Origin of the sequence: Delftia sp. 11MD, from assembly GCF_050907895.1 — a bacterium.
GTDB classification, from domain to species: Bacteria; Pseudomonadota; Gammaproteobacteria; order Burkholderiales; family Burkholderiaceae_C; genus Comamonas; species Comamonas tsuruhatensis.
Genome location: NZ_CP194333.1, coordinates 3,805,495 through 3,831,031 on the forward strand (window position 1 = coordinate 3,805,495; position 25,537 = coordinate 3,831,031).

Sequence of the window (25,537 nt, forward strand, 5' to 3'; positions counted from 1 at the left end):
GCCGCTACCCCAGCGTCAGGTCCCGCAGCGCGGACATCAGCGGCGACCAATGGGCCTTGGGGTGGCTGATGAGAAGCCAGCTGCGGCGCGTGCGCAGCTCGGGGATGGGCAGGGACTGCAGGCGCTCGGGATTGCTGCGCAGCACATGGCTGGGCACGTAGCACAGCAGATCGGTCTGGCCCACGATGTCGATGGTGGCCTCGGTGTTGTGCTGGATCTCCAGGGCCACGGTGGGCGCGCCCAGGCCCTGGGCCGCGAAGGCCTCGTCCACCACCTTGCGCACGGCGGCGCCCGGTGCCGGCAAGGCCCAGGAGTAGCCCTGCAAATGCCCGAACCTCAGGCCCTGCTCCAGCGCCAGCTGGAACAGCGGGTGGCGCGGCCGTGCGGCGGCCCATAGCTCGTCCTCGCCAATGACCACCTGGGCGCAGCGCGTGGCATGGCCCGGGTAGGACGGCACCACGGCCAAGTCCAGGCTGCCGTCGAGCAGCGCGCGCTCCAAGTCGTCGGACTTACCCACGGTCAGCCGCACGCGCAGGCCGGGGCGGCGGCGCAGCAACTCGGCCACGGCCCGGGTGGCGCGGCTTTCCGAGGTGGCCTGCGTGAAGCCCAGGCGGATCAGGCCCACATGCTGGGCCTGGATGTCGCTGGCGGCGCGCATCGTCTCCTCATGCCGCAGCACCAGTTGACGCGCAGGCTCCATGAACAGCTGGCCGCTGCTGGTCAGCGCCACGCCATGCGTTCCGCGCGTGAACAGGGCCGCTCCCACCCCCTGCTCCACGCGGCGCACGATCTTGGAGACGGCCGGCTGGGTCAGTTGCAGGGCAGCGGCCGCACGCCCGAAATGGCCATGCTCGGCCACGGCCAGAAAGCAGGCCAGCTCGTTATAGGCAAATCCCGTCATGCCATTCCTTGTCAACGAAGAAAAACGAGAAAGCTTGCTACCTTGCCGAGCAAAGCCATTCCAGATGTGCATCGATTTTCGCTGGTTTGGTTATCACCAAGACAGGGCTTGTGGCTAGAGTTTTGGCATGGAAACTTTTTGAGCCACATCATGAACCCACCAAATATCGTGCTCATCGTCGCGGACAACCTGGGCTGGGGCGAGCTGGGCTGCTACGGCGGCGGTGCGCTGCGCGGCGCGCCCACTCCGCGCATCGACCAGCTGGCCTGCGAGGGACTGCTGCTGCAGAACTTCAACGTGGAAAGCGACTGCGTGCCCACGCGCTCGGCCCTGATGACGGGGCGCCATCCCATCCGCACGGGTGCCCTGCAATCGGTGCCGGCCGGGCTGCCACAGGGCCTGACGCGCGGCGAGACCACGCTGGCCCAGCTGCTGTCGGCCCAGGGATATGCCACGGCGCATTTCGGCAAATGGCATCTGGGGGACATTCCGGGGCGTTATCCCTCGGACCGGGGTTTCGACGAGTGGTACGGCATTCCCCGCACCACGGACGAAAGCCAGTTCACCGCGACCACGGGCTACGACCCCCTGGTGGCGCCCCTGCCCCACATCATGGAAGGCCGCGCGGGCGCGCCCTCGGACGATGTCAAGGTCTACGACCTAGAATCGCGGCGCAACATCGATGCCGAGCTGGTGGAGCGCTCGCTGGACTTCATGCGCCGCAACCACGCCCGGGACCGCCGCTTCTTTCTGTACCTGCCCCTGGTGCACCTGCACTTTCCCACGCTGCCGCATGCGGATTTCGCGGGCCGCACCGGCCAGGGCGACTTTGCCGACTCCATGGTGGAGATGGACCATCGCGTGGGCCAGATCTCGGACGAGATCGACCGGCTCGGCCTGCGCGAGGACACCCTGTTCATCTTCTGCAGCGACAACGGCCCCGAGTTCCGCCAGCCCTACCGCGGCACGGCCGGCCCCTGGCGCGGCACCTACCACACGGCCATGGAGGGCAGCCTGCGCGTGCCCTTCATCGCACGCTGGCCGGGCCGCATCCAGGCCGGGCGCACCAGCAATGAAATCATGCACGTGACCGACATCTTCTCCACCCTGGCGGCGGTGGCGGGCGCCGCCATGCCACAGGACCGGCCCATCGACGGCCTGGACCAGACGGCCTTCCTGCTGGGCGAGCCCCGGTCCGCGCGCGAGGGCTTTCTCTTCTACATCAAGGACCAGCTGCGGGCCGCGAAGTGGCGCGACTGGAAGCTGCATTTCTACTGGGAGCCCGAGGTCAACGAGAGCAAGGGCAAGCTGGAGTCACCCTACCTGTTCAACATCGTGCGCGATCCCAAGGAGGAGCATGACGTGCTGATCTTCAACACCTGGGTGCTCAACCCCATGCTGACCATGGTCCAGCGCTTCAACGAAAGCTGCAAGGCACACCCCAACACCGCGCCCGGCGCCCCCGACCAATGACCTGCGCACCCCTACCCGCCCCGCAGGCCAGCGGCCGCCTGCCGACCACCCGCCGCCATGCACTGCGCCCCCTGGCCGCCGCAGCCCTGCTGGCCCTTGCACTGCCCACGGCCCGCGCGGCCGAGCCGGCGGCGCACGCGCCGCAGGGCAAGCCCATCACCTGGATCGTGGGCTTTGCGCCCGGCGGCAGCCTGGACGTGCTGACCCGCCATGTGGCCCGGCAACTGGAGGCCAGGGCCGGTGTCAGCGTGGTGGTGGAGAACCGGCCGGGCGCCTCGGGCGCGATCAGCCTGCAGGCGGCAGCCAAGGCGCCTGCCGATGGCCTGACCCTGGTCTCCGTGCCCGGACCGCAGCTGTCCGGCCCACGCCAGCCCGAGGTGGGCCGCGAGCTGACCGCCGTGGCCGTGATGGCCCGGGGCGCCATGGTGCTGGTGGGCCCTGCCCCGGGTGCGGCCGGCAGCCTGGGCGAACTGGTAGCCGCCATGAAAGCCAAACCGGGCCAATGGAGCTACGCCAGTTCGGGCACGGGCACCTCCCAGCATCTGGCGGGCGAACTGCTCAACGCCCTGGCGGCCACCAGCATGGTGCATGTGCCGTACAAGGGCGGCGGCCAGGCCGTGACCGATGTGGTGGGCGGGCAGATCCCCCTGGCCATGCTGGGCGTGACGCCCGTGCTGCCGCACATCCAGTCGGGCCGGCTGAAGGCCTATGCCGTGACCAGCGCCACGCGCATAGACAGCCTGCCTGATGTACCGACCATGCGCGAGGCCGGCGTGCCCGGCTACGAGGCCACCCAGTGGTATGCCGTGGCCGTGCCATCCGGCACGCCCCCCGAGCGGCTGGCCCAGCTCAACCAATGGATCAACCAGGCCATACAGTCGCCCGAGCTGCGCCCCACGCTGCAGGCCGCCGGGGCCGTGGCCACGCCCATGTCCCTGTCCGAGATCCAGCGCTTCATGTCCCAGGACAACGCCAAGTGGAAGAAGCTGGCTGCAGACCGGCGCCTGGCGCTGGACTGACCCCACAGCGCCGGGCCACGCCAGGCCGGGCCACGCCGGACCGGGCCACCAGCCCCTTTCAATGCGCCGAGAACCCCAGCAGGTACTCGTAGCTGAGGCTGGTGGTGCGCGCGTCGCCGGAGACAGGCAGCCGCACGATGGCCAGCAGCTGGTTGAGCCCGGCACGCGGCAGCACGGTCACCAGGCCGTCGGCATCGGTCTCCAGGGGCTCGCCCTTTTCTCCCAGCGACACGCGCACGCCGGCCCGGGGCTGGCCGCCCAGCAGCACCTGGAATTGCTGGGGCTCGCCCGCGTGGGGGGAGCGGCGGGTCTTGGCGATGATCTCCAGGGTCTGCCCCAGCTTCTCGCGTGTGACCGGGCCCCATTCGAGGATGGTCTTGTGGAACTTGAGCGCATGCACGCCGCTGGTGGCACCGGGGTTCTCGGTCATGGGCTTTTCAATCATCGGCCCCTCGCCCACGCGGCTGAAAAATCCGTTGTCGAAATGCGCGGCCAGCAGCGCGGCCTTGCGGGCCGGCGTGGCGCGGGCGCCGCCGGGCACGGGCTGCACGGCCACGTCGATGCGGCGGCCGCGCGTGTCATAGGCCTCAACGCTCTTGAGCTTGCCGGCCGCAAAGTTCTCCAGCTTGCCCTCATGGCCGCCGAATTGCACGGTGTAGGCGCCGTCGGCGTCGGGCTCCAGCCAGACGTTGTGGGCCTGGGCCAGCGGTGCGCAGGCCAGCAGCGCAGCGAACGCTGCGGCGGCGAAGGGATGGCGGGCTGTCATGTACCTGTTTCTCATTTGGGGTTTCCTCAAAACTGCGTCTGCACGCCGACCTTGAGCGTGCGCGGCGCGCCGGGCGCGAACAGCGGCACACCGCGGATGACCGAGGCCGACGTGGCATAGGCCTTGTCCCCCAGGTTGGAGACCACGGCGTAGATGCGGCTGCGCGCCGAAGGCAGGCGCCAGCTCAGGCCCAGGTCCCAGGTGGCGTAGCCGCCATAGAAGACACTGTTGTCGGCGGTGACGGCATAGCGGCCCACGCGGCGCCAGGTGAGCGTGCCCTCCCACTGCGCCAGCGGGCGCCAGGCCAGGCCCACGGTGGCCGTCTGCCGGGGCACGCCGGCCACCTGGTTGCCGACCAGGGCCGGGTTGCCGTTCTCGGTCACGCGCGAATGGGCGCTGCCCCAGGCCAGTTGCAGGTCCAGGTTCTTGCGCACGGCCCACAGCGCGCTGGCCTCCACGCCCGTGCGGCGCGTTGCGCCGAAGTTCTCATAGACGCCGGGCGCCACGCTGCGGATCTCGCCCGAGGACTGCAGCCTATAGGCGGCCACATCCAGCACCAGGCCCGGCATGGGCTTGATCTGCGCGCCCACTTCAGTCTGGCGGAAGATGTTGGGATCGAGCTGCGCGGCGCCCAGCGCGTACTTGGCGAAATCGCTGGCCAGCGCAAATCCTTCGGACCAGCTGGCACGCAGCAGCACACCCGGCGCCACCTGCGAGCGCAGGCCCAGCTTGGGGCTGGCATGCGAGGTGCGCGCCAGCGGGCCGCAGGGGTCGCTGCCCGCCTCAGGGCCGTTGGGACGGCAGCCGCCCGTGAAGCGATCCAAGCGCAGGCCGGCGGACAGCTGCAGCAGGCGGTGAACGGGTGCATCCACCTCGGCAAAGGCCGAGAGGGTGTTGAGCCTGGAATTGCGGTCATCCAGGGCAGCGCCCGTGCGCTCGCGCCACTGCAGGCCGTCGTAGAACTGGTAGTCGGTGGATTCGCGCACGGCCTCCAGCCCTGCCACCCAGTTGATCGGGGTCAGCGCCGTGGCATGGCGGCCATTGAGGCTGGTTCCTGCGCCGTAGACGGCGCGGTCATAGCTTTCCTCGCGCTGGCGCCACTGCAGTGCGTCGATGGGCCGGCTGAACCAGCGCGTGAAGCTTTGCTGCGTGGTGTAGGCATAGCCCAGCCAGGTCAGCCGTGGCGAGAGCGCGTACTGCACATCGGCGCGCAGCGTGGCGAAGTTCTTGCGCGTGCCATCGTTCATGGCGCGCGGATCGATGCCGCGCGGATCGCGTGCGAACTGCCCCGCCGTCAGGTACGAAGGCGAGTCGCCCTCGCCGTGGTGCAGCCGTGCCGACAGCGCCACTTCCAGCTGCGACGAGAGCCGCTTGCTCCAGCGCAGGGATGCGGTGCTGCGCTGCATTTGCGACTGCGCGCGGAAACCGTCCGTGCGGTAGTGCTGGGCCGCCAGGTTCAGGAACTCGCCATCGCCCGGCTTCAGCCCCAGCGCCGCCTGAGCGTCCAGCGTGCCGTGCGAGGCCAGGCTCACGTCGGCCTCGCGGTAGGGGGTGTAGTCGCCCTGCTTGCGCGTCTCTATCGCCATCAGCCCTGCGCGGTTGAAGTTGCCGTACAGCGCCGACACCGGCCCCTTGTAGATGCTGATGCGCTCCATCTCCAGCGGCACGATGACGCCCAGGTCCACATAGCCGTCGGCATGCGACATGGCCTCGTTCAGTGGAATGCCGTCCAGCACCACGCCCACGTCGCCGCCGTGCCCGCCCCCGCCGAAGCCGCGCATGACGATGGCGTCACCCACGCCGGACAGCTGGTAGTTCTGCACATTCATGCCCGGCACCTGGCGCAGCAGCTCCTGCGGATGGCTGGCATGGGCGTTGGCGATGTCCTCGGCCTCGATCACGCTGGTGGTGTAGGCGGCCGAGGCGCCGCGCGCGGTCTGGCCCTTGACCTCGACAGCCTGCAGGCTGGCCGTGGCGTCGCCCGCCTGCTGTGCACCGACATGGGGAATGCAACCCAGGCCCAGCAGGCCAGCTGCTGCAATCTGGTGCACGGCAAGGCGCCGGGAAGGGGAATTCAGGGGATGTGTCATGCGTTTCCAGGAGTTGTATGAAGAAAAAAGCAAACTTCATACCGACCTGCATGACAGGGCCTGCGCAAGGCGCCCGGCCCCGGGCTGGCTCAATCGTCGTGCGAATGCGGATGGTGGTGCGCGTGATCGTGCCCGCCAGGCTCTGCCCTGCGAACCATCACCACGTTGAGCTGGCCGTGGTGCACGCCGCGCTCGGCCGTGATGGTGTCGGCAAAGCGCCGCACGGCGCTGGCCGGGCCGCGCAGCATGACGGTTTCAATGCACTGCTCGTGGTCCAGGTGCACGTGCGTGGTGGCCATGTGCAGCTCATGGTGGTCGTGCTGCAGACTGGCCAGGCGCTCGGACAGATCGCGCTCGTGGTGGTTGTAGACATAGGACAGGTTGGCCACGCACAGGCCGTCGGCGTCCTCGCGCTCGCGCACCTGGGCCAGGTGGGCACGCAGCACGTCGCGTATGGCTTCGGAGCGGTTGTCGTAGCCGCGCGCGGCGATCCAGCCGTCGAAATCACGGGCCAGGTCGTCGTCGATGGAGATGGTGAAGCGTTCCATGGGCAGCACAAGTAAAGGGAAACAGGAAGATGGCGGCAACAGCGGGGCAGGCGCAAAAGACAGGCATCACGCCGGATCTGCCGGCCATTGTCCGGCCATCCAGGCCCTTGCCCCACATGCCTCACATGCCCCACATGCAACAGCCGCGCCAATCACTGTCGGTACGGACTGGCAATAGCGACAAACCACCACGGTCATGCTTTGTTCACATTCGCGCCATATCCGGTTACGCTGATCGAGGATGCGCGGTGCGCACCGTCGATCGCTGAAAGGGGCGCGGCATGCAGTATTCATTCGATCAGCTTCTGGACATGCTGCTGTCCCTGCTGGAGGCTGCGCCCGCCTGTTCTTCTCGCGACCAGGCCTTCGAACAGCTGCGCACGCTGTGGCTGCAGACCCACACCTATTTCGCGGCGCCCGAGTCCGAGCTGCGCCGCATCGCCGGCCGCCGGCTGGTCGAGCCCCATGGCTGGAAGGACCTGGACAAGGACCCCTGCTACCTGGACCACGATCCCGGCAACGGCAGCGCCCTGCGCATCTACCTGCACCGCGATGGTGGCATGGTGATACAGCGCCTGCAGGGCGACGGCCGGCAGATCCTGTTCTCGCGCCTGGGCATGCAGCTGCAGCCTGCCAGCTGAGCCTGCACCCGCCAACCCATCCCACGCTCAGGCGTAGGCCAGGATGTCGGCCAGCGGCCTGCGCGCCTTCTGCGGGCGCAGCGTGCCGGCCGCGTGGCCCACGGCCACCAGCATCACGGGCAGTTCGTGGGCCTGCAGGCCAAAGCCCGCTGCCAGCAGTTCCGCATCGAATCCCACCATGGGGCAGCTGGCCAGCCCCAGGCCCTGGGCGGACAGCATCAGCGTCATGGCCGCCAGCGAGGCCGAGCGCACGGCCTCGTCGCGCTGCAGCTGCAGGTTGTCCGCATGCGCGGCATGGGCCTGCGCCACCCAGCCATCGGCCGTGCGCTGGCTCATCACGCCGCTGTCCACGCTGGGCTGCAAAAACTCCGCCAGCCGCGCATGGGCGGCCAGCGTGCCGCAGACGATGAAGACGGCAGAGGCGTCCTCCACCTTCTGCTGCCCATAGGCGGCGGCTTTCAGGCGCGCCTTGGCCTCGGGTGTGCGCACGGCAATGAAGCGCCAGTTCTGCAGGTTGTAGGCCGACGGGGACAGCGAGGCCTGGGCCACCAGCGCGGCCAGCGTCTCATCGGCCAGCGGGCGGCCCGGCTCGAAACGGTCTGCGGAAATGCGCGAAGCGATGGCCTGCCCGATGGGCATGGAGGAAAGTTCGGAAGAAGTCATGTGAAACGCTCGGTGGGAAAAAAGAGGAACCTCGATGCCAGAAACTCAGGCGCCGCGCGAAGCAGACCACTGCACCACCAGCACGCTGGCCAGCACCACCAGCAGGCCCAGGAAGGACATGCCCGTCATGGACTGCGACAGCAGCGCCCAGCCCAGGACCACGGCCGTGAGCGGGCTCAACAAGCCCAATGACGACACGGCCACCGAAGGCAGGCGCCCGATGCCCCGAAACCACAGCACATAGGCCAGCAGCGCGCCGGCCAGGCACAGGTAGGCATAGGCGCCCAGCTGGGTGAGAGACAGCGCGGGCAGCGGCGCATCCACCCACCAGGCCAGCGGCAGCAGCATCAGTCCGCCAAACAGCAGTTGCCAGCCCGTCAGCGCCAGCACCGGCAAGTCCACGCGCCAGCGCCGCGTCAGCCACGTGCCGGCCGCCATGCACACCGCGCCGGCCAGCGCCGCCGCCATGCCCACGGGCTCGAACACCGTCTGCGGCGACAGCAGCAACACTGCCATACCCGCAATGCCCGCCACGGCGGCCCACAGCGTCAGCCGCGCGGGGGAGCGCCCGTCCACCCCCCAGGCCAGGGCCATCACCAGCAGCGGCTGCACGGCGCCCAGCACGGCCGCCAGCCCGCCCGGCAGACGGTAGGCCGCCACAAACAACAGCGCCTGGAACACGCCGATGTTCAGCGCGCCCAGCACCGCCAGCCGCCACCAGCCCGAACCCGCTGGCAGCCGCCGCGTGAACAGCACCAGCAGCAACCCGGCCGGCAGCACGCGGATCAGCGCGGCCGTGAACGGCCGGTCCGGCGGCAGCAGTTCGGAAGTGACGATGTAGGTGGAGCCCCAGATGGCGGGCGCCAGCGCGGTCAGCAGGATGTCGCGCCATGACATGGCAGCGCTGGCTGCAGCAGGAGCCGTGGAGGCACAGGACGATGAGGAGGAGGACATGGATTTATCTTCAATTCAAGACAAACCCATTATGCACGATTTATCTTAAAATCAAGACAAATGACCCAGCCCCCCTCCCAACCCTCCTCTCAACGCCTGCCCGACCATGTCGACACCATCCTGGCCCAATGGCGCCGCGAACGCCCGGACCTGGACCCCAGCCCCATGGGCCCCATAGGCCGCATCAAGCGCTGCGCTGCCCTGCTGGAGCAACGGCTGGAGGAATGCTTTGCACGCTTCGGCATGACCATGTGGGAGTTCGACGTGCTGGCCACGCTGCGCCGCTCGGGCGCGCCCTTCTGCCTCACGCCCACGGCCCTGTTCTCCACGCTCATGGTCACCTCGGGCACCATGACCCACCGCATGAAAAGCCTGGAGACGCGCGGCCTGGTACAGCGCCTGCCCAACCCGCAGGACGCGCGCAGCATGCTGGTGCAGCTCACCGACCAGGGGTTGGAACTGATAGACCGCGCCGTGGAAGCGCACCTGGACAACGAGCGCGCCATGCTGGCGCCCATGCCTGCCGCCGAACTGGCCGCGCTGGACCAGCGGCTGTCCCTGCTGCTGCGCGTGCTGGAGGGCGGGCCTGACGAGGGCACCCGCCCTGCCCCCTGAACTGGCGTATGTCCAGGTCGTTGGAACTGGCGACGGTCGTGGTGCTCACGCCCTTCGTCATGACCCGGGAACGCTTTTGGCAAAAGAGGCGCTTCCCTTGAAGCACATCGCAGGCACCCAGCCGCTTCTCGATGCGCCATGGCAGCAATTGCTTACCCGCATGTCTCAAGACCCGCGCTACAGCCCGCATCCCGGACTCGGCTGCGCAATGCCAGAAAATCCTGATCACACAAGCGCGACCCACAGAAGACCATTGGCTTTCCCACAATCTGCTGCAAAAACCTTGGTGTCGAACTTTTGTAGCCAGATGTAATGATTTCGCCAGAGATTTCCACTAAGATGTCCATTCCAACGGTGAAATGGCGATAACAGATTCTCAAACGACTTTGATACTCCCTCAACGCACCACACCATCTTGATAATGGTTTACTAATCTCCCGCCTTGGATACAAAAGGCTGCCGCAGGCTGAATGCGCGCGATTTTCAATCGTCCAATGTTCAGGCTTCTTCGGCTGATCCTTTACCGCACAATTTCTACACGAATGGCATGACGCCAGTTTATTCAGTCGGTAAACAGGCGCTTTAGCGAGTTATTCAATCTTTCAAACGGCACTGTGCAAAGCAGTCTCGCCGAGGCTTCGGCGTGGAATGGCCCTATGGCATCGGTATATAAAAAATTGGAGACATACCATGGACATATCGGAAATAGCTTTGGCAAATGGCGAATGCCATCTCGATGCTGAGCATCCAACAGCAGATGAAGTCATCGCGTCTGCACTCACTGCGCGTGAAATCGATGTACTCGAAGCGATGGCCAAAGGCCTTGGTTGCAAGGACATTGCGCACACGCTGGGCATCAGCGAACACACGGTACGCAAGCACCGCAGCAATATGTGTACACGGCTGGGCCTGCGCAATGCCGTAGAACTCGTCACGCATGCCAGGCGGCAAGGCTGGTTGAGCGCTGCCCGCTCACCGCTCCCTCTGTCTCCTCGCGAGCAGGAGGTGTTGGCGCACGTGCTGGCGGGACACACCAGCAAGGAGATCGCACGTTCGCTTTACCTCAGCGACTTGACCGTGCGCAAGCATCGCGAAAACATTCTGCGCAAACTGGGCCTGACAAGCACGGCCCAGTTGCAGACATTCGCGCCAACGGCAACTCGCAATGGCGGCGACACCTGATATCCAGGCCAGCGTGCATCGCCTGTCCGTACCCACCGAATACGACATTGGAAGTATTCCACCCTCCTGGTGCAATTGGGCATGATGAGCACAACGAATCTCGGACATTGACTTTCGCGACTTTGGATCAACCGGAGGGTGAGCAATCTCCTTATGGCGGCTTCAGCAGGCACCATTGCATTTGAGGTTTGCGCGGTTGACATGGAATATCGGCGCGAGCCTTGAACGACTGCAGAAGCTCATATCTCTTCGCCTTTTAGTCTCTTCGCCTTTTAGTTTCTTCGTCTCTACGGTCCGCATCCGTCGAGGCATCTTCCCGGCACCCACGTGTCGGATCCTTGCACGCAACTCAAAGGAGTATCCCGCCATGAATCATTCTTCGCGGTCACCCCCTGAGATTTCTCCCAAGCACCCCATGCCTTAGGCCCAATACCGGGCAATCATTCTCATTGGCAAAGAAAAGCGTTCATGACTTCAAACCTCATGTCGCTCCCTATCCATTCAATTTCAGGAATTGCACGCCATGTCAGATCAAGCCATGTTCAGCCAGTTGTACAACGCCCTTGTCGATAATCTCGGCACCCCGAATTTCCAGTTGCTTGGCACCCCCAAGGACTTCAGCTGGGGCACGGCTCCGACCGGGCAATGGGACCCGGCCGCCTATCAGATCGTCAGCGGCATGCCGCAGTGGTCCGCGATCGGCCAGTACGGCAGCCTCGATGCGACGCTCTTCGACGCCGTTCGTCAGATCTTTGGTCACGTGACATTCAAGGTCAGCCCCGAGCAGCAGGCCAATCAGGCGGAGCTGGCCAACCTGTGCGTCCAGAAAAGCAATGCGATGGCCAAGGCCAACAGCGACATGAACCAGTTCTACCTGAGTTCAAAGCAGAACGGCGGCTTGATATTCGCAGCCCGCTACCCTGACATCAACACCTGGCTCAACAACGCGCCGGAGGCTGCTGCCTACGTTGCCGCCATCCAGGCGGCCACCAACGCCTACAACCAGGCGGTCAAGATGAAGATGGAGCTGGAGCGGGCCAGCATGCCCAGCGATCTGCAGCGCGCCATCGACATGATGCAGATTCCGTCGGGCGACCCTGCCTCAAACAACGCACCGGCAGGCTGGACCAAGGTGCCGGATGGCTCGGGCATCCTGCGCTGGCAGCCGGACTTCCACATCGACACGACGGGCGCGGACTGGCGCGCAGCGCTCAGCAATGGCAGTGCAGGCGCGTTCTCGATCGCGATGAAATCTTCGCAATCGAGCAGCGACTTCAAGTCCTCGTTTGCCAAGGGCTCGACCAGCGTTGGCAACTTCTTCTGGAGCGTCAACGCATCGGGCGGCTGGAGCAAGTCCGACCTGTTCAACCAGGACTCGAGCTCGGCAGTGAAGATCAGCTGCGAGTCCTCCACGCGCGTGAAGGTGAATCCGGGCGACTGGTACCCGGGCGGCTTCATGAGCGAATTGGCCAAGGCACAGCAGGGGCCGGGCGGCCAGGGCTACACCATCGTCGCCCCGTGGGTGGCCAACGGCGGCCCGGGATCGAGCTCCCTGTTCGGCCCGAACGGCATCGTCGCGGCACGGGTGTCCGAGCTGCTGGTCGTCTACAAGCCTTCGTTCGAGATCACGATGAGCGCCAACACCTACCAGCAGAACAAGCAGGCCTTCGAGGCCAGCGCGGGTGTGCGCATCGGGCCCTTCACCTTCGGTGGCACGGGCGGTCACCAGTCCGAGTACACCAAGAGCACCGCACAGGCCAATACCTTCAAGGGAAGCAGCACCTCGGTGAACCCGCAAATCATCGGCGTGATCGTCGACTTCCCGGGCATCCACTGACCTGAAGACCAGCGGGTGGGCGGGACGCCGCGGCCGGTCCTGCCCGCCCACCCCCGTCAACCGGAGACAGCGTTCATGAACGTGATCCATCAGTTCCTCGGCGGCCTGGCTGATCTGGTGCCTCCGCCCCCAAGGGCTCCAAGCGTATCGAGCGGGCCGAAAACCGGCATGGTGTTCAAGCGCTCGGCATCCATTTCGGCGCCGCTGGTGCGGGGGCAGATGCTGATGCCGGTGACCGCGTGGAACTGGCCGGATCCAGTGACCGGCACCATGGCCGACGCGCAGTTTCTCTTTGCAGATACGGTGCCCCAGTCCGCTGCCAATGGCGCGCTGTACCAAGCGTCGGGGCGCAGCTTTTCGCAGGGATACAAGACCTTTCTGCAGGTACTCGAAGCCTGCAAATTTCCCTATCAGTCGATGCTTGCAGGCGCCATGCAGAAGATGGCAACGCCTCCAGGCGAACCTGCATACTCGCCCACTCCGGTGGGATGGACCAAGGTGTACGAGACCGGCTACCTCCAGTGGAAACCGATCTGGACACTGCCCAAGAGTTCGTCGGAGTGGAGCGCAGCAGTGGCTGTCGGCACGATCGCAAACCCCGGCACCTTGCGCTTGAATCTCAACGACACATCCGGCGCAGGGCCGCAGGCTCCGGCTTCCCTGCAGGCCCTGGACGCTTCCGGCCGCGTCCTTGCGCTACCCGCCGCTTCGCTGGAGACGGTGACGATCACCTCTGAATGCTGGGACCAAGTGCCGATCTACCCCGGCAGCTGGTACGACGCCTCGATGGTGGCGCTGGGTCGCGGCCTGGTGCCGGATGCAGGCGTATTCTTCGGGCCTGGCGGCCTGATGGCGTGCCGTGTGTCAACTTTCTACGTCGCGTTGAAACCCCGCTTCGACTTCACTGCCGCAGCGCCTATCCCCGCCTCGCTGCGCCAGACGCTGGACGAGGCGGACACCGTGCAGGCCATGGGTGTGACGGTTCAGCGCGCACGCGGAGACGGACAGCCAAACCAGGCCTTGCGCCTCGTGAACACCGATCCTGACCCCGTCATCGTGGCCGTGAGCCTTGAAACCTTGGCGTGATCCGTCACGTCCACACCACGTCACTTCACGTCAGACGATCTGCATTGGGCACCCTCAAGGCCGCAGGCGCGGGCTGCTTGCAATGAAGCAGCAAAGTACGTGGTGGCCGCATGCGTGGCGGCCACCGGCCCTATCGCAAACCTTCCGCCTGCAGCGCCTGGCGCACGGCAGGCCGCTCCCGCATCCGCGCATACCAGCCGGCAAGATGCTCCAGGCCATCGAAGCGAATGCTCGTCTTGTAGACCGACTCCAGCCACGACGCCTGCCCCCACTGCGTGAGCGCGAACAGATAGGCATCGGCCACGGTGAAGCCGTCGCCCATCAGGTAGCGCTTGCCGGCCAGTTGCGCATTCACCCAGGCATACCGCTGCTCCAGCTTGGGCTTGGCCGTCTCCACGCCGTACTTTCCCGCCGCCACCGCATACAGCAGCGGGATGAAGCCCTTGTGGATCTCCGAATTCAGAAAGGCCAGCCACTCCAGCAGCCGATAGCGCTCCAGGCTGCCATGGGCCGGCGCCAGAAGCGACGCAGGCCCCAGGTCCGCAAGATACTGCAGGACGGCGGGCCCTTCCCGCAGCAGGCTGCCGTCGTTCAATTCCAGCAGGGGGACATAGCCGAACGGGCTGAGCGCACGGAAGTCCCTGCCGTCTTCCGTCTGGTGGGTCTTGTGGTCCACCCGGACCAGTTGGAAATCAAGCCCCAGCTCGTTCAGGACAATGTGCGCCGCCAGCGAACAGGCGCCCGGCAAGTAATACAGCTTCATGGAATTTCTCTGGTGATGGAACAAGGGGCTGCGCGTTCAGGCACAGCCCCTGGCCAATGTCATGCACCAGGGATAAATCTGGAAGAAGGCAAAAAAACTGCCCATAGGTTAAAAAAATATACCTGCCACCTGCCTATGATGAATGTGCTATGAAATCCAACATCTCCGGCTGCTCCGTGGAAGAAGCCATGCGCCTGCTGGGCGGCCGCTGGAGGCTGCTCATCGCCTCCTACCTCATCGACGGCCCCCGGCGCTTTAACGACCTGCGCCGCGACATGCCCGGCATCTCCCAACGCTCCCTCACCCTGGACCTTCGCGCGCTGGAGGAAGCGGGCCTGGTCAAGCGCACGGTCTACCCCACGGCGCCGATCAAGGTGGAGTACGAGCTGACCCAGGATGGGGAGCGGCTCAAGCCCGTGGTGGAAGTGATGAAGGAGTTTGGGTTGTGGGTGAAAGGCAAGGCGCCGGACTGACGAGCACTGCGCCGGCTGGTTGTCTCCATCCGTCCCCTGCTGACAGGCAGGCACCATCGCCGCATGCACGGTGATTTCCAGAACAACGACCATGACGAACAAGCCTTCCGAGCAGGCATCCCGCGCCAAGTACGCGCGACGGATCAATCGCGTGCTCAACTACATCGATGCCCACCTGGATCAGCCTCTGGATGGTGCGCATCTGGCCGACATCGCCAATTTCTCGCGCTTCCACTTTCACTGAATTTTTGCGGCATGGATGGGAGAAACGCTGGGCAGCTATGCGCAGCGCCGACGGCTCGAGAAAGCGGCGTTCCGGCTGTCCTGCGGCAGCAAGGAAACCGTGCTTGAAACCGCCTTGGCCACCGGCTTCCAATCGGGCGAAGCGTTTGCGCGCGCCTTCAAGCTCAAGTTTGGCTGCACGCCATCGGCCTGGCGCTCCACCACGCTTGAGAGGCTGAAAACCCAGGCGGCCGCCATCGGGCAGCCGCAAGGCAGCCAGCAGAGCAATCCTGATCAGGTATTCGGCAATCTCCATCAGACAGACCCATGCGCGTTCGGCGAACCTCAGGGCTCTTGTCACCTGAAGGAAGAAATCGCCATGGACGTCCGCATCATTGATCTACCCAAAGCACATGTCGCCTATCAACGCTTGATCGGCCCCTATGGCCCAGCCATAGGCCAATTCTGGCGAGGCACCATTGCGCCGTGGATGCACTCCAATGGCCTCAGCGATCAAACGTGCTACGGCATAGGCTATGACGACCCCTCTCTCACACCCGCCAGCAAATGCCGCTATGACGCCTGCGTGGAAGTCCCCGCGCATTTCGTCGCCAGCGGCCAGGTGGACACCCAAGCCCTGCCGGGCGGCCGTTACGCCGTGGCAAGGTTCAAAGGAAAACCCGAGGGCTTGGCCAACGCCTGGATGTGGCTGACGCGCGAATGGATGCCGTCCAGCGGCATGCAATGCGACGACCGGCCTTGCTTTGAGATGTTTTCTGCGGCCACCGCAATGGATGCCGAGACCGGGGAGTTCTGCTGCGACATCTGCATTCCGGTGCGGGCGCTGTAAAGCGACTCAAGCCGGTTGAGGTTTGACGAATGTGTTGGGTTGGCTGGTTGAATCCACTACCCGCTGCAGGCGTTGGACCTTTGCCGTCAGGTGTCGGCTTTGCAGCGTGAGCAGTCTGTCGCCTGACGGCGGGCTCGGGGGATCAGCGGGATAGCGCTGAACTCCCCGTCAGTGATCGTTCGCGTCAGCCAGCTGTCGACCCAAAACGGGCGTAGGTTTTGCTCGAAAGCAGTCGCCCATTTACCCGGCGTAGTACGGCCAGCGTTCCTGTGGGTTGTTGCGGCAGAAGTCATGTGCCTTCAAGAGTCGAGTTCGCGTTAGCCGCTGATTGCCATCGCCGGCAAGCGAGGCGTCGCACTGCTGCGAGAGCCACGTGATGAAAAGCTCCGCACTCTGAAATTCTGTTCGCTCGTCCCTGTGGTTTGGGTAGGCAGCGAGTTCCTTCTGCGATTCTCTGGGCGTGAGCAAATGCCCGTCCACCACTGTGCCGTATACAAAGGTGCCATCGAACTCCCGAAGGCCCATGCCGCAGTAGTCGCGATGGCGATAACAGAGTTGTAGTCCCTGCTGGAGAAGTTCAGCAGTCCGCTCGCTGAGTTCCTTTCCGATGGGAATAGTGGCCAACGCCTCTGCATTGTGAGCCGACTTCGCGGCCGCGCGCTTTTGCCTTTTCCTCCGAACAGATAGTAGGAAAATCGTTACTCCAATGATGGGGAGCGGGGCGACAAAGAGAAATGTCTCCCAAACCGTTGCCTGCATTTTTACTGTCCCTTGAAACTCGATTCTGGGCCGACGCCCGGTGTCCGCTTCTGGCGGTGGATTCAACCGGTCAACGCAACACACTCATCAAACATTTCAGCAGGTGTTCTGAACCCCAGCGTCTTCCTGGGACGCTGGTTCAACTGCCTTGCAATCGCATCCAAGCTCTCCTGTGAGTAGCCCGACAGATCCAGGCCTTTGGGAAGGTACTGCCTGAGTAACCCGTTCGTGTTCTCGTTGGTGCCCCGTTGCCATGGATGGTGCGGGTCGCAGAAGTAGACCTGGATGTCGGTCGCCAACGTGAAGCGCTTGTGCCCCGCCATTTCCGAGCCGCGATCCCAGGTCAAGGAGCGGTAGAGCTCATGCGGCAGGCTCCTGGCATGTCTGGCTAGGGCCGCAGCCACGGTGTACGAGTCTTTGTCCACCAGCTTGACCAGCATCACATAGCGCGTGTGTCGCTCCACCAAGGTCGCGATCTGGCTATGAGCATCGCCGAACAGCAAGTCTCCTTCCCAATGCCCTGGCACGGCCCGATCTTCTATACAGGCCGGACGTTCGCTGATGGGGACGGCACCGACGATTCGGCCATGGATACTGGTCTTTTGCGTGTAGTGCCGTGAACGACGCATGCCTCTGGTAGGAGGCGGCCGAGTGCCAGCGGCACTACTACGAGCGCCGCCGCCGTGACCTGATGGCGCGGCACGACTGAGGCGGGCGCGGCGCCTAGAAACTGTCCCAGTCGTCATCGGCCGTGGAGGCCATGGCGATGGGCTTGGCGGCAGCCGGTTTTGCCGAGACAGCCGACGCGGCAGGCTTGGCAACGGCAGGCGGGGCGGCTTGGGGCACAGATGCCTTGGCCGCGCCGGGCGCCAGCGACGGTGCACGGGGCGCCGCCTGTGCCTGGGCATTGCTGCCGCCCTGCAACCGGAAGACCGAGACCACGCGCACCAGTTGATCGGACTGGTGGCGCAGGCCTGCGGCGGCGCCGGCCATTTCCTCGACCAGGGCGGCGTTCTTCTGCGTGGTCTGGTCGATGTGGGTGATGGCCTCGGCCACCTGGGCGACGCCGCTGTTTTGCTCGGCGCTGGCGTGGCTGATGTCCGAGATGAGCTGGGTGACCTTGCGGATTTCCTCCATGGCCTGTTCCATGGTTTCCCCGGCAAACGCGGCCTCCTGGTTGCCGGTGTGGATTTCGGCGACGCTGTGGCTGATGAGCTGCTTGATTTCCTTGGCGGCCTCGGCGCTGCGGCCTGCCAGGGCGCGCACTTCCTCGGCCACCACGGCAAAGCCGCGGCCGTGCTCGCCCGCCCGGGCCGCTTCCACCGCGGCGTTGAGGGCGAGGATATTGGTCTGGAAGGCAATGCCGTCGATGACGCCGATGATGTCGGCGATCTTCTTGCTGCTGGCGTCTATGCCCTGCATGGTCTGCACGACCTTGCGCACGGCCTGCCCGCCTTCGGTGACGACGCGCTGGGCCTCGCGCGTGATGCGGTCGGCCGATTGCGCGTGGTCCGCGTTGTGGGCCACGGTGGAGCCCAGCTCTTCCATGGCGGCGGCGGTCTGCTCCAGCGCGCTGGCTTCGCTTTCGGTGCGGGCGGCCAGGTCCTGGTTGCCCTGGGCGATTTCCGCGCTGGCCAGGGCCACGCTGTGGGCCTGTTCGTTCACGCTGCCGACCACGCGGGTCAGGCCCGTGCTGGTGGTGTTCATGGCCTCCAGCAGGTGGCCGATTTCGTCATGGCGGTCGCTGTGCACGCGCAAGGTGAGGTCGCCATCGGCAATGGCGTAGGCCATGTGGCTGGCCTGCTTGAGCGGGCGCACGATCATGCGGCGGATGAGCCAGAACCACGCGGCCGACAGCAGCAGCACGGCGCCCAGGCCCATGAGGGCGAACTGCAGGATCAGGCTGCGGGTCTCGGAGACGAATTCGTCCACGTAGGCGCTGGTGGCGATGACCCAGTTCCAGGGCGCGTAGTGGCTGAAGACGACCAGCTTGTCGCGGGGCTGCTCCTCGCCCGGGTTGGTCCAGGGATAGGCGATGCTGCCCTGCTTGCGGTCCAGCATGTCGCGGATGAAGAAGCGGCCGTTGCCGTCCCTGGACTCGCTGATGTTCTTGCCCTCCATGGCGGGATGCACCACCAGCTGGCCGCGCTGGGGGCCGTCTTCGGCGTTGAGCACGAAGTAGTAGCCGGTCTGGCCGACCTTGAGCGCGCGGATGGAGTCCTTGAAGTGCTCCAGCAGTTGCGAGAAGTCCTGGCCCACGAAGGCAATGCCCACGGTGGCGCCCGCCGCGTCCTTGAGCGGGCGGTAGTGCGTCATGTACTGGCGGCCGAACAGATGGGCCAGGCCCATGTAGCTTTGGCCGGCCTGGATGGCGGCGTAGGCGGGGTGGGCGCGGTCCAGGCGGCTGCCCAGCACGGCCCCGCCCTTGTCATCCTTGTCGTTCTTCAGGGTGGTGGCAATGCGCACGAAGTCGCCCTGCCCCTGGGCCGCGAACACGGTGGCCACGGCGCCGGTGCTGCGCGTGAAGGCCTGCAGCTGCGCATCGTTGCCGTTGAGCGGCTGGCCGTCCAGGCTCAGCACCGGCTCGCTGCCGCCGGTGTCCAGGCTGAGCGAGCCCTGCAGGCTGTGCGCCAGGCTGTCGGCCAGGAACTGGGTGCGCTGGCGCAGCTCCTTGTCGTTGGACTCGATGAAGTTGTACAGCGTCCGTATGCCCTGCTGCATGTCGCTGTTCATCCTGGACTGCAGGGACTTGCTGACATCCCAGGCAATGCCCAGGACCAGCAGGCCCAGGATGGAGGCGACCCAGACGAAATTGGTGATGGACAGTTTGGTGCCCAGCCCTTGGCGGCGCCAGAAACGTTGGCCGATGTGCATTGATGCATCTCCTGTGCGGCGTAGGGCGCCGCTGTTGTGTGCGCACGCGGTATCGGCATGGAATGCCTGCGTGCCAGGCCAGGCTGACCCAAGTCAAGCCGTGGCGATTCATGGGCCGAAGCGTATCGGCGCCGCCGCCTGGGGGATTTGAGATGGGTCAAGGAAGTAACCAAGTGTTGCAACAGCAGCGGAAACTGCCGGATTGCCGCCGGCGGCGGCATTCATTGCAACGGATATGACAGCCGACGATAAGAATCGTCTTAACCTGGGTTGCGCAGGTTCTGGCAAGACTGGACAGCGGTATATCGATCCGTTTTATTTCCAGAAATGCAGCCGAAAACAATCCAGAAACTGTGCGACCCATGCTACGAATTGCTGAGCAATACATCCCTGTCCAAGCCCCACCCCGGACTGAGGTTCCGCTTTTACTCGCTGGAGCAGGATGCCAATTTCGTGAACTATGGCTGCGTGCATTGCCAGGCGCCCCTGGCGATGAAGACAAGCCGGCGCGGGGCACTTCTGGGGTTTCGCCTGATGCCGTCCGAACCGCACTATCGCCTGGGCGAGGTGGACGCCGAGGGCGGCAGCCAGGCGCAAGGCCAGGCGCTGGAAGGTTGACCGGCTGGTGCAGCCCGCAGGCCGGTCAGTCGAACAGATGGTGCTCGGCGCAGAAGGCGGCCAGGTCCTGGTTGCTGTCCACGTTCAGCTTGCGCATGGCGGAGTTCTTCTGGAGGCTGACGGTCTTGACGCTGCGCCTCAGGCGTGCGGCGATTTCCGTGATGGATTCCCCCTTGGCGAAATGCCTGAGGACTTCGAATTCGCGCGGCGAGAGGTTGTTGGCGCGTTCGCTCAGGAAAACCGTCCTCTCCTGCCTGGGCGTGCCTGCCTGGAACGAGGGCGAGTAGTAGCGCGTGTTGAGGCGCACGCATTGCAGCGCCGCCATGATCTGGCTGAGCGGGTCTTCCTTGAGCAGCACGCCGGCGACGCCCGCGTCATACAGGGCCGAGATGATCATGGGATTGGAGACGGTCGTCAGCACCAGCACCTTGATGTGCGGGAAATGGCGTATCAGGTAGTCCACGTAGCGCAGGCCGTCTCCGTAGAGGTCATCGCCCGGCATGGAGTAGTCGGTCAGAACCACGTCCAGGGGGTTCGATCTGGCGTATTCCATCAAGGACGACGGGGTATCGAACGTGGCCACGACCTGGAGATTGGGGTCCTGCTCCAGGAAGTCCTTGACGCCAAGCAGGACCACGGCGTGGTCGTCCACGACAGCAATGCGCAGTTTCAGTTTCATGGGATCGCAAGCAAAGGGTTAGGGCTGGGGCAATTGCGCCATCATGGCGCGAAGGTCGGCCAGGAGGTCGTCCAGCAGGACTGACAGCGCGGCCTGCAGGCCGGGCTCCGGGGCGCCGTTCAGGAGCCGCTCTTCCAGCGCCTGGGTGCGGGCGGCAAGCTCCTGCATCCTGGCCAGCAGCAAGGCCCCGCGCATGCGGTGCAGGGCCTGGGCGGCCAGGTCGGGCCGGCGCTCCTGCAGGCCGCGGGCCAGCATTTCTATGTCGTCGTTCATGCACTGCACGAAGACCTGCCTGTGCGTCTGCAAAACGTTGGGCTCCGACAGGGCCGGGGGCGGGGGAATGTCCGCCGCCGCAGCGCCGGCCTGGGCAGGCGCCGGACGCAGGCGTTTTCTCGGCGCGAACTTCTCCAGGGTGCGGACCAGCGTGCGCAACTGGATGGGCTTGACCAGCCAGGCATTCATGCCGGCGTTCAGGCAGCGGTTTTCCTCGTCCAGCATGGCATTGGCGGTCACGCCGACGATGGGGCAGGCAACCCCCTCCGAACGCAGCCGCTCGGCGAGTTCGTAGCCGTTGAGGTAGGGCATGTTCACATCCGTCAGCACCAGGTCGTGCGGGCTGATGTCCCACAGCGCCAGCGCCTCCTCCCCGTCGTCGGCGACCGTGACTTCGCAGCCCAGGCTCTCGAGCTGGCCGCGCAGCGTCACCTGGTTGACGGGATTGTCCTCGGCGACCAGCACGCGCAGGTCGAACAGGGGCAGATCGGTGCCGGCGCTGGCAGCGCGCTGCGCACCGCCAAGCACCTGCGCAATGCCCTGGCCGATGCTCAGGACGTTGTGCCCGTCGATGCCCCGGTTGTCCGGCGAGGACAGGTTCAGGTGCCGCCCCTTCCACTGCGGCGCGGGGCTGTCCGCCGGCAGCAGGACGTCCAGCAGCAGCTCATCGTCATGGGCCGCCACCGGGGCGGCTGCCGCCGCGCGGGCCTGGCCGCCCCAGCGCCGCAGCCAGGCGCAGATGTTGTCCGTCAGTTCCGGGTGGGGGGTGCGCACCGCGATCCGGGCGCCCTGCAGCGCGGGAGCCTCCTCCTGCTCCGGCCCCTGCTCCTGCGCGACGGTCTCCAGCCCCAGCTCGAACCAGAACCTGCTGCCCAGGCCGGGCTCGCTCCAGACCTCGATGGAGCTGGACATCATCCGGGCCAGGCTCCAGCAGATGGACAGGCCCAGGCCCGCTCCACGGGCGGTGCGGCTGCTGTTCTTGACGAGATAAAAGGGCGTGAAAAGCTCGCCATGCAGGGATTTCTCTATGCCCACGCCCGTGTCGCAGACCTCGAACACCAGCCGGGCCTGCGAGGCCGGGCCCGGCATGCTGCGCAGGCGGACGATCACATGGCCGGCCTCCGTGAACTTGATGGCGTTGCTGATGAGATTGCCCAGGATCTGGCGGATGCGCACCGCGTCGCCCAGCACCGACTCGGGCACCTGCGCGTCCACGCAGGAAAACAGCAGCAGGCCGTTTTGCTGCGCCATGGCGGCGTAGGAACTGGTGCAGTTTTGCACCAGCTCCCGGGGATTGAACGGTGCCTTTTCCAGCTGCAGCTGGCCGGCCTCGATCTTGCTGGTGTCCAGGATGTCGCTGATGATCTGCAGCAAGATGGACGAGGACGCTTCGATACGGTCCACGTATTTGCTCTGCAGCTGGGTGAGCTCGGTCATGCCCAGCAGCTCCAGCGTGCCCAGCGCGCCATACAGCGGCGTGCGGATTTCGTGGCTCATGGTCGCCAGAAAGGTGGACTTGGCCTCGTTGGCCTCGTCCGCCGCGATTCTGGCCCGCTCCAGGTTGCTCTCGATCTCCGCGCGCGCGCTGACGTCGGCAAAAATGCACAGCGTCACATCCTGGCCGAGGTAGCGCGTGGGCGCATAGGCCACATGAAGCGTCCTGCCCTGCTCGGTGACCAGGCGCTCCATGGTGCCTGCGGCCCGGGCATGGACAATCTCCTCCAGTGCCGCCTTGTTCTCCGGCGAGCCGGGACGCAGGTAGCCATCGGCCGAGTGCAGCCACTCCTGCACCAGCGAGTTGCTGAAGATGATTTTCCCGCTGCCGTAGGCCACAAGGCAGATGGCCACGGGAGCGGTTTCGATCAGCGTCCTGTTGAATTCATTGCTCTCGACGATGACCCGCTGCGCCTCCTGCGCGGGCGCAATCACCTTGCGGTTGAACCACCGGGTATAGGCCACGCCGGCCAGCAGGCTCAGCAGCAGGGCCAGCACCAGGCCGGCAGAAGGGGCGAACAGCCTGCCCTGGAAAAAGGTGGCGTAGTCCACCTGGTAGTAGCCGGTCCACCGGCCGGAGGCATCCTCGGTCTTGAGGATCAGGCCATTGCGCGTGTACTGCATCCCCGTGTCGTCCACCTGCGGGACGGGGCCGGTGCCCATGAGCACGCCGAAGTCCCGGTGCTCCAGCCAGAAAAGATGCCTGGGCAGCGTATGGATGGTTCTTTCTATGGCGCTGATGCGCTGGCGGCTGAAAAGGATGGCGGCGTAGATCGGGCTTGTGGCGGCTTCGTCGCCGGCTTCGATATGGCTTGAAAAGCCGGCGGCGACCATGCCGATCATCTTTTCCGGGAACTGGGGCGACCGGAACCAGACGATTTCCTGCGTCGGCGCCGTGGAGCCGGCGCCCGGCCGGGCATCGGCGGCCCTGGACCGCAGATGCGCCTTGACGGCGGCAATCGTGCTGTCGAACATTTCCTGCGTGACACTCTCGTTGCCGATGGGCACGTCGATGGCCGGCACGCCGATGCTGATCGCCCCGTCCTCCTTGGTGAAGAAGGCAGCGGCTGCCGGGAAGTAGGAGCCTGCCCAGAAGGAGGAATAGCCTGCGGCCAGGGAGCTGCCCAGCGAGAAAAGCCGGTCCGGGAGCGTGTCGCAGGCCACGCGCGCAGAGCATTGCAATGAAAAGGGAATGCCGCCGATGGCCTCGCGGCCACGGAACATGCGGTAGTCCGCCTGCGCAGGAGCGGGCACGTCGACGATGGTGGCTATCCTCTGGTCCGGCAGCGCTTTCCAGGACTCGTTGCGGCCCTTGAGCCGCCGAAGAAAGATCTCCTGCTCCTGCAGCGAGCCGACGATGGCGGAGAAGTTCAAGGCCAGGCGGCCCTGCTCCTGCTCGAAGATCCTCTCCGAACCCCACAGCAGCACGGCGATGAGGAAGATCGCAAGGGGAAGCACTCCAAACAGTACCCGGTTCTGCCAGCGTGTGGTGCGTGTGATCTTGCTGAACGGGGAGTCGGGCATGGACGCCTTGCGTGCTTGGGTCAGGTGGGGTTGCCTTGGTGTCGGGGTTCGGATGCCAGCATAAGGGCAAATTCGCTGGCGGGCACCGCGGCGGACAACAGATATCCCTGCACGCAATCGCAGCCGATGCTGCGCAGCAACTCCAGGTCCTGGGTGGTCTCCACGCCTTCCGCCGTCACCGTCAGGCCCAGCTGCCGCCCCAGTTGCACCGACGACGTCAAGGCCGCAGTCCGCACCTCGTCACCTGCCGCACCGGCCACGAAGGCCCGGTCGATCTTCAATTCGGTGAAGGGCGTGGAGATGAGGCTGTACATCGAGCTGTATCCGCGCCCGTAGTCATCCTGGGCCAGGCCGAAGCCCTTGAGGCGCAACCGGCTCGCGCTCATGTAGTAGTTGGCGGGTATGCCGACGGCCTGGTCCTCCAGCAGCTCGAACGTGATGTTCTCCGCAGCAATGCCGCACCGGGCCGCCATGCCGTGCAACTCGTCCGGCAGGCCGATATCGTCCAGCAGCGGTACCGGCAGGTTGACGGACACAGGCACGACATGTCCGGCACTGCGCCAGGCCAGGTGCGCCGACATGGCATCTTCCATCATCCGCACCAGCAAGGCATGGTCCAGCCCATGGAACCGGATGGCGGACATGAACGAGCCCGGCATCATGAAGCCGAACTGCGGATCGTTCCAGCGCGCCAGCGCTTCCACGCCGACGATGTGGCCCGTGAGCAGGGATTTCTTGGGCTGGAACCAGGCCTGTATGGTTTTCTCCTGCAGCGCCTGCACCAGGTGGGCCTTGGCGAAAATCGGCCGCTCCCTGATGCCGGCAGCGGTTTTCCCCTCGTTTGCATGGACGGACCTGAGTTGGCTGACCAGCGCCTGGACATGGTCCGTGCCGAACGGCTTCTGGAACATCCCGATGACGGAAAAGCCGGACTCCTTGGCCATGAGACTGACGCTGTTCATCAGCCGGCGCGAGCAGGAGGTGGATATCACGAGCATGGGATGCAGGTCGCGCCGGCTCAATTCATCGATGAACTGCAGGCCGTCCATGTCAGGCATCTTCAGGTCGGTGATGACGAGATGGAATCCGCCGTCGCCCAGCTTCTCCAGGGCCTCCCGCGCGTTGCAGGCCATGTGCGTGTCCGTGAGTCCCGCCTCCATGAGCAGGCTGCGCGCGTGCTCGCAGCACAGGGGATGGTCGTCCAGGATGAGTACTTTGAATGGGGCCAGCATG

General features: G+C 65.3%; 24 protein-coding genes and 1 pseudogene. 12 read left to right on the forward strand and 13 right to left on the reverse strand.

What is annotated here, in order from left to right; translation table 11 throughout:
• Positions 1–4: 4 nt before the first annotated feature.
• Positions 5–901 (reverse strand): LysR family transcriptional regulator, encoded by an 897-nt coding sequence (locus tag ACRSCF_RS17195; RefSeq protein ID WP_013802902.1) that lies wholly within the window; start codon positions 899–901, stop codon positions 5–7.
• A gap of 150 nt (positions 902–1,051) precedes the next feature.
• On the opposite strand from ACRSCF_RS17195, the gene ACRSCF_RS17200 reads away from it, so the two are divergent.
• Complete coding sequence (locus tag ACRSCF_RS17200; protein WP_016448136.1) at positions 1,052–2,374, forward strand: arylsulfatase; 1,323 nt, start codon at positions 1,052–1,054, stop codon at positions 2,372–2,374.
• Positions 2,371–3,393 carry a tripartite tricarboxylate transporter substrate binding protein gene (locus ACRSCF_RS17205; RefSeq protein ID WP_047328102.1) on the forward strand — a complete coding sequence of 341 codons (1,023 nt, stop codon included), beginning with the start codon at positions 2,371–2,373 and terminating at the stop codon, positions 3,391–3,393. The genes ACRSCF_RS17200 and ACRSCF_RS17205 overlap by 4 nt, the downstream gene beginning before the upstream one ends.
• A gap of 58 nt (positions 3,394–3,451) precedes the next feature.
• Here the strand turns inward: ACRSCF_RS17205 and ACRSCF_RS17210 are convergent, their stop codons facing one another.
• The 3 genes from ACRSCF_RS17210 to nikR form a co-directional block, all read right to left on the reverse strand.
• Positions 3,452–4,159, reverse strand: a complete 708-nt coding sequence (locus ACRSCF_RS17210; RefSeq protein ID WP_244386223.1) for a DUF4198 domain-containing protein — start codon at positions 4,157–4,159, stop codon at positions 3,452–3,454.
• 26 nt (positions 4,160–4,185) lie between these two features.
• Positions 4,186–6,249, reverse strand: a complete 2,064-nt coding sequence (locus tag ACRSCF_RS17215; RefSeq protein ID WP_244386225.1) for a TonB-dependent receptor — start codon at positions 6,247–6,249, stop codon at positions 4,186–4,188.
• 89 nt (positions 6,250–6,338) lie between these two features.
• A complete protein-coding gene (gene nikR / locus ACRSCF_RS17220) occupies positions 6,339–6,797 on the reverse strand; it encodes a nickel-responsive transcriptional regulator NikR (protein WP_016448139.1) in 459 nt (152 codons plus the stop codon).
• A gap of 281 nt (positions 6,798–7,078) precedes the next feature.
• Between nikR and ACRSCF_RS17225 the strand changes: the two genes are divergently transcribed.
• The gene (locus tag ACRSCF_RS17225; RefSeq protein ID WP_016448140.1) at positions 7,079–7,438 is read left to right on the forward strand and encodes a hypothetical protein; all 360 of its coding nucleotides are present in this window, start codon (positions 7,079–7,081) and stop codon (positions 7,436–7,438) included.
• Positions 7,439–7,465: 27 nt separating this feature from the next.
• On the opposite strand, the gene ACRSCF_RS17230 is transcribed toward ACRSCF_RS17225, so the two are convergent.
• Positions 7,466–8,101 (reverse strand): nitroreductase family protein, encoded by a 636-nt coding sequence (locus ACRSCF_RS17230; protein ID WP_016453668.1) that lies wholly within the window; start codon positions 8,099–8,101, stop codon positions 7,466–7,468.
• Positions 8,102–8,146: 45 nt separating this feature from the next.
• Complete coding sequence (locus tag ACRSCF_RS17235; RefSeq protein WP_034367241.1) at positions 8,147–8,998, reverse strand: EamA family transporter; 852 nt, start codon at positions 8,996–8,998, stop codon at positions 8,147–8,149.
• A gap of 117 nt (positions 8,999–9,115) precedes the next feature.
• Here ACRSCF_RS17235 and ACRSCF_RS17240 point away from each other — a divergent pair, with 117 nt between their 5' ends.
• The 5 genes from ACRSCF_RS17240 to ACRSCF_RS17260 all read left to right on the forward strand — a co-directional run bounded on the left by ACRSCF_RS17240 (position 9,116) and on the right by ACRSCF_RS17260 (position 13,775).
• Positions 9,116–9,670 (forward strand): MarR family winged helix-turn-helix transcriptional regulator, encoded by a 555-nt coding sequence (locus ACRSCF_RS17240; protein WP_034367244.1) that lies wholly within the window; start codon positions 9,116–9,118, stop codon positions 9,668–9,670.
• Positions 9,671–9,767: 97 nt separating this feature from the next.
• On the forward strand, positions 9,768–9,983 hold the full coding sequence (locus ACRSCF_RS17245; protein ID WP_158528295.1) for a hypothetical protein: 216 nt from the start codon (positions 9,768–9,770) through the stop codon (positions 9,981–9,983).
• 377 nt (positions 9,984–10,360) lie between these two features.
• Complete coding sequence (locus ACRSCF_RS17250; RefSeq protein WP_034367246.1) at positions 10,361–10,852, forward strand: response regulator transcription factor; 492 nt, start codon at positions 10,361–10,363, stop codon at positions 10,850–10,852.
• Positions 10,853–11,375: 523 nt separating this feature from the next.
• Positions 11,376–12,689 (forward strand): hypothetical protein, encoded by a 1,314-nt coding sequence (locus ACRSCF_RS17255; RefSeq protein WP_046240757.1) that lies wholly within the window; start codon positions 11,376–11,378, stop codon positions 12,687–12,689.
• Positions 12,690–12,764: 75 nt separating this feature from the next.
• The gene (locus ACRSCF_RS17260) at positions 12,765–13,775 is read left to right on the forward strand and encodes a hypothetical protein (RefSeq protein ID WP_034367248.1); all 1,011 of its coding nucleotides are present in this window, start codon (positions 12,765–12,767) and stop codon (positions 13,773–13,775) included.
• Positions 13,776–13,905: 130 nt separating this feature from the next.
• On the opposite strand, the gene gstA is transcribed toward ACRSCF_RS17260, so the two are convergent.
• A complete protein-coding gene (gene gstA / locus ACRSCF_RS17265; protein WP_034367250.1) occupies positions 13,906–14,538 on the reverse strand; it encodes a glutathione transferase GstA in 633 nt (210 codons plus the stop codon).
• Positions 14,539–14,687: 149 nt separating this feature from the next.
• Between gstA and ACRSCF_RS17270 the strand changes: the two genes are divergently transcribed.
• The 3 genes from ACRSCF_RS17270 to ACRSCF_RS17280 all read left to right on the forward strand — a co-directional run bounded on the left by ACRSCF_RS17270 (position 14,688) and on the right by ACRSCF_RS17280 (position 16,083).
• Positions 14,688–15,011, forward strand: coding sequence for a winged helix-turn-helix transcriptional regulator (locus ACRSCF_RS17270; RefSeq protein ID WP_034367256.1), 324 nt, complete (start codon positions 14,688–14,690; stop codon positions 15,009–15,011).
• Positions 15,012–15,102: 91 nt separating this feature from the next.
• Positions 15,103–15,255: a hypothetical protein gene (locus ACRSCF_RS17275; protein WP_244386227.1), complete on the forward strand. Its 153-nt coding sequence runs from the start codon at positions 15,103–15,105 to the stop codon at positions 15,253–15,255.
• Positions 15,256–15,270: 15 nt separating this feature from the next.
• On the forward strand, positions 15,271–16,083 hold the full coding sequence (locus ACRSCF_RS17280; protein ID WP_244386230.1) for an AraC family transcriptional regulator: 813 nt from the start codon (positions 15,271–15,273) through the stop codon (positions 16,081–16,083).
• Between the two features lie 240 nt (positions 16,084–16,323).
• Here ACRSCF_RS17280 and ACRSCF_RS17285 read toward each other — a convergent pair whose 3' ends face one another.
• From ACRSCF_RS17285 to ACRSCF_RS17295, 3 genes and pseudogenes are all read right to left on the reverse strand, one after another.
• Complete coding sequence (locus tag ACRSCF_RS17285; protein WP_017407927.1) at positions 16,324–16,842, reverse strand: hypothetical protein; 519 nt, start codon at positions 16,840–16,842, stop codon at positions 16,324–16,326.
• A 62-nt stretch (positions 16,843–16,904) separates the two neighbouring features.
• A pseudogene (locus ACRSCF_RS17290) lies at positions 16,905–17,480 on the reverse strand (IS30 family transposase); the annotation flags it as partial.
• An 85-nt stretch (positions 17,481–17,565) separates the two neighbouring features.
• Positions 17,566–19,716, reverse strand: a complete 2,151-nt coding sequence (locus ACRSCF_RS17295; RefSeq protein ID WP_034364420.1) for a methyl-accepting chemotaxis protein — start codon at positions 19,714–19,716, stop codon at positions 17,566–17,568.
• A gap of 372 nt (positions 19,717–20,088) precedes the next feature.
• Here ACRSCF_RS17295 and ACRSCF_RS17300 point away from each other — a divergent pair, with 372 nt between their 5' ends.
• Positions 20,089–20,334 (forward strand): hypothetical protein, encoded by a 246-nt coding sequence (locus ACRSCF_RS17300; protein WP_223275363.1) that lies wholly within the window; start codon positions 20,089–20,091, stop codon positions 20,332–20,334.
• A gap of 25 nt (positions 20,335–20,359) precedes the next feature.
• Here the strand turns inward: ACRSCF_RS17300 and ACRSCF_RS17305 are convergent, their stop codons facing one another.
• From ACRSCF_RS17305 to ACRSCF_RS17315, 3 genes are read right to left on the reverse strand one after another with little or no spacing between them, the layout of a single operon-like run.
• Positions 20,360–21,013, reverse strand: coding sequence for a response regulator transcription factor (locus ACRSCF_RS17305; protein WP_016448158.1), 654 nt, complete (start codon positions 21,011–21,013; stop codon positions 20,360–20,362).
• An 18-nt stretch (positions 21,014–21,031) separates the two neighbouring features.
• Positions 21,032–24,304 carry a hybrid sensor histidine kinase/response regulator gene (locus tag ACRSCF_RS17310; RefSeq protein WP_034364408.1) on the reverse strand — a complete coding sequence of 1,091 codons (3,273 nt, stop codon included), beginning with the start codon at positions 24,302–24,304 and terminating at the stop codon, positions 21,032–21,034.
• A 20-nt stretch (positions 24,305–24,324) separates the two neighbouring features.
• Positions 24,325–25,536, reverse strand: coding sequence for an EAL domain-containing response regulator (locus ACRSCF_RS17315; protein WP_034364407.1), 1,212 nt, complete (start codon positions 25,534–25,536; stop codon positions 24,325–24,327).
• Between the last annotated feature and the right edge of the window lies 1 nt (position 25,537).

Coding starts and splice junctions, on each gene's coding strand:
- ACRSCF_RS17260 (WP_034367248.1), top strand. CDS start 12,765: ATGAACGTGATCCATCAGTTCCTCGGCGGCCTGGCTGATCTGGTGCCT.
- ACRSCF_RS17215 (WP_244386225.1), bottom strand. CDS start 6,249: ATGACACATCCCCTGAATTCCCCTTCCCGGCGCCTTGCCGTGCACCAG.
- ACRSCF_RS17195 (WP_013802902.1), bottom strand. CDS start 901: ATGACGGGATTTGCCTATAACGAGCTGGCCTGCTTTCTGGCCGTGGCC.
- ACRSCF_RS17240 (WP_034367244.1), top strand. CDS start 9,116: ATGACCCAGCCCCCCTCCCAACCCTCCTCTCAACGCCTGCCCGACCAT.
- ACRSCF_RS17225 (WP_016448140.1), top strand. CDS start 7,079: ATGCAGTATTCATTCGATCAGCTTCTGGACATGCTGCTGTCCCTGCTG.
- ACRSCF_RS17285 (WP_017407927.1), bottom strand. CDS start 16,842: ATGCAGGCAACGGTTTGGGAGACATTTCTCTTTGTCGCCCCGCTCCCC.
- ACRSCF_RS17250 (WP_034367246.1), top strand. CDS start 10,361: ATGGACATATCGGAAATAGCTTTGGCAAATGGCGAATGCCATCTCGAT.
- ACRSCF_RS17210 (WP_244386223.1), bottom strand. CDS start 4,159: ATGACAGCCCGCCATCCCTTCGCCGCCGCAGCGTTCGCTGCGCTGCTG.
- ACRSCF_RS17235 (WP_034367241.1), bottom strand. CDS start 8,998: ATGTCATGGCGCGACATCCTGCTGACCGCGCTGGCGCCCGCCATCTGG.
- ACRSCF_RS17315 (WP_034364407.1), bottom strand. CDS start 25,536: ATGCTGGCCCCATTCAAAGTACTCATCCTGGACGACCATCCCCTGTGC.
- gstA (WP_034367250.1), bottom strand. CDS start 14,538: ATGAAGCTGTATTACTTGCCGGGCGCCTGTTCGCTGGCGGCGCACATT.
- ACRSCF_RS17310 (WP_034364408.1), bottom strand. CDS start 24,304: ATGCCCGACTCCCCGTTCAGCAAGATCACACGCACCACACGCTGGCAG.
- ACRSCF_RS17255 (WP_046240757.1), top strand. CDS start 11,376: ATGTCAGATCAAGCCATGTTCAGCCAGTTGTACAACGCCCTTGTCGAT.
- ACRSCF_RS17200 (WP_016448136.1), top strand. CDS start 1,052: ATGAACCCACCAAATATCGTGCTCATCGTCGCGGACAACCTGGGCTGG.
- ACRSCF_RS17305 (WP_016448158.1), bottom strand. CDS start 21,013: ATGAAACTGAAACTGCGCATTGCTGTCGTGGACGACCACGCCGTGGTC.
- ACRSCF_RS17295 (WP_034364420.1), bottom strand. CDS start 19,716: ATGCACATCGGCCAACGTTTCTGGCGCCGCCAAGGGCTGGGCACCAAA.
- nikR (WP_016448139.1), bottom strand. CDS start 6,797: ATGGAACGCTTCACCATCTCCATCGACGACGACCTGGCCCGTGATTTC.
- ACRSCF_RS17280 (WP_244386230.1), top strand. CDS start 15,271: ATGGGAGAAACGCTGGGCAGCTATGCGCAGCGCCGACGGCTCGAGAAA.
- ACRSCF_RS17230 (WP_016453668.1), bottom strand. CDS start 8,101: ATGACTTCTTCCGAACTTTCCTCCATGCCCATCGGGCAGGCCATCGCT.
- ACRSCF_RS17275 (WP_244386227.1), top strand. CDS start 15,103: ATGACGAACAAGCCTTCCGAGCAGGCATCCCGCGCCAAGTACGCGCGA.
- ACRSCF_RS17205 (WP_047328102.1), top strand. CDS start 2,371: ATGACCTGCGCACCCCTACCCGCCCCGCAGGCCAGCGGCCGCCTGCCG.
- ACRSCF_RS17270 (WP_034367256.1), top strand. CDS start 14,688: ATGAAATCCAACATCTCCGGCTGCTCCGTGGAAGAAGCCATGCGCCTG.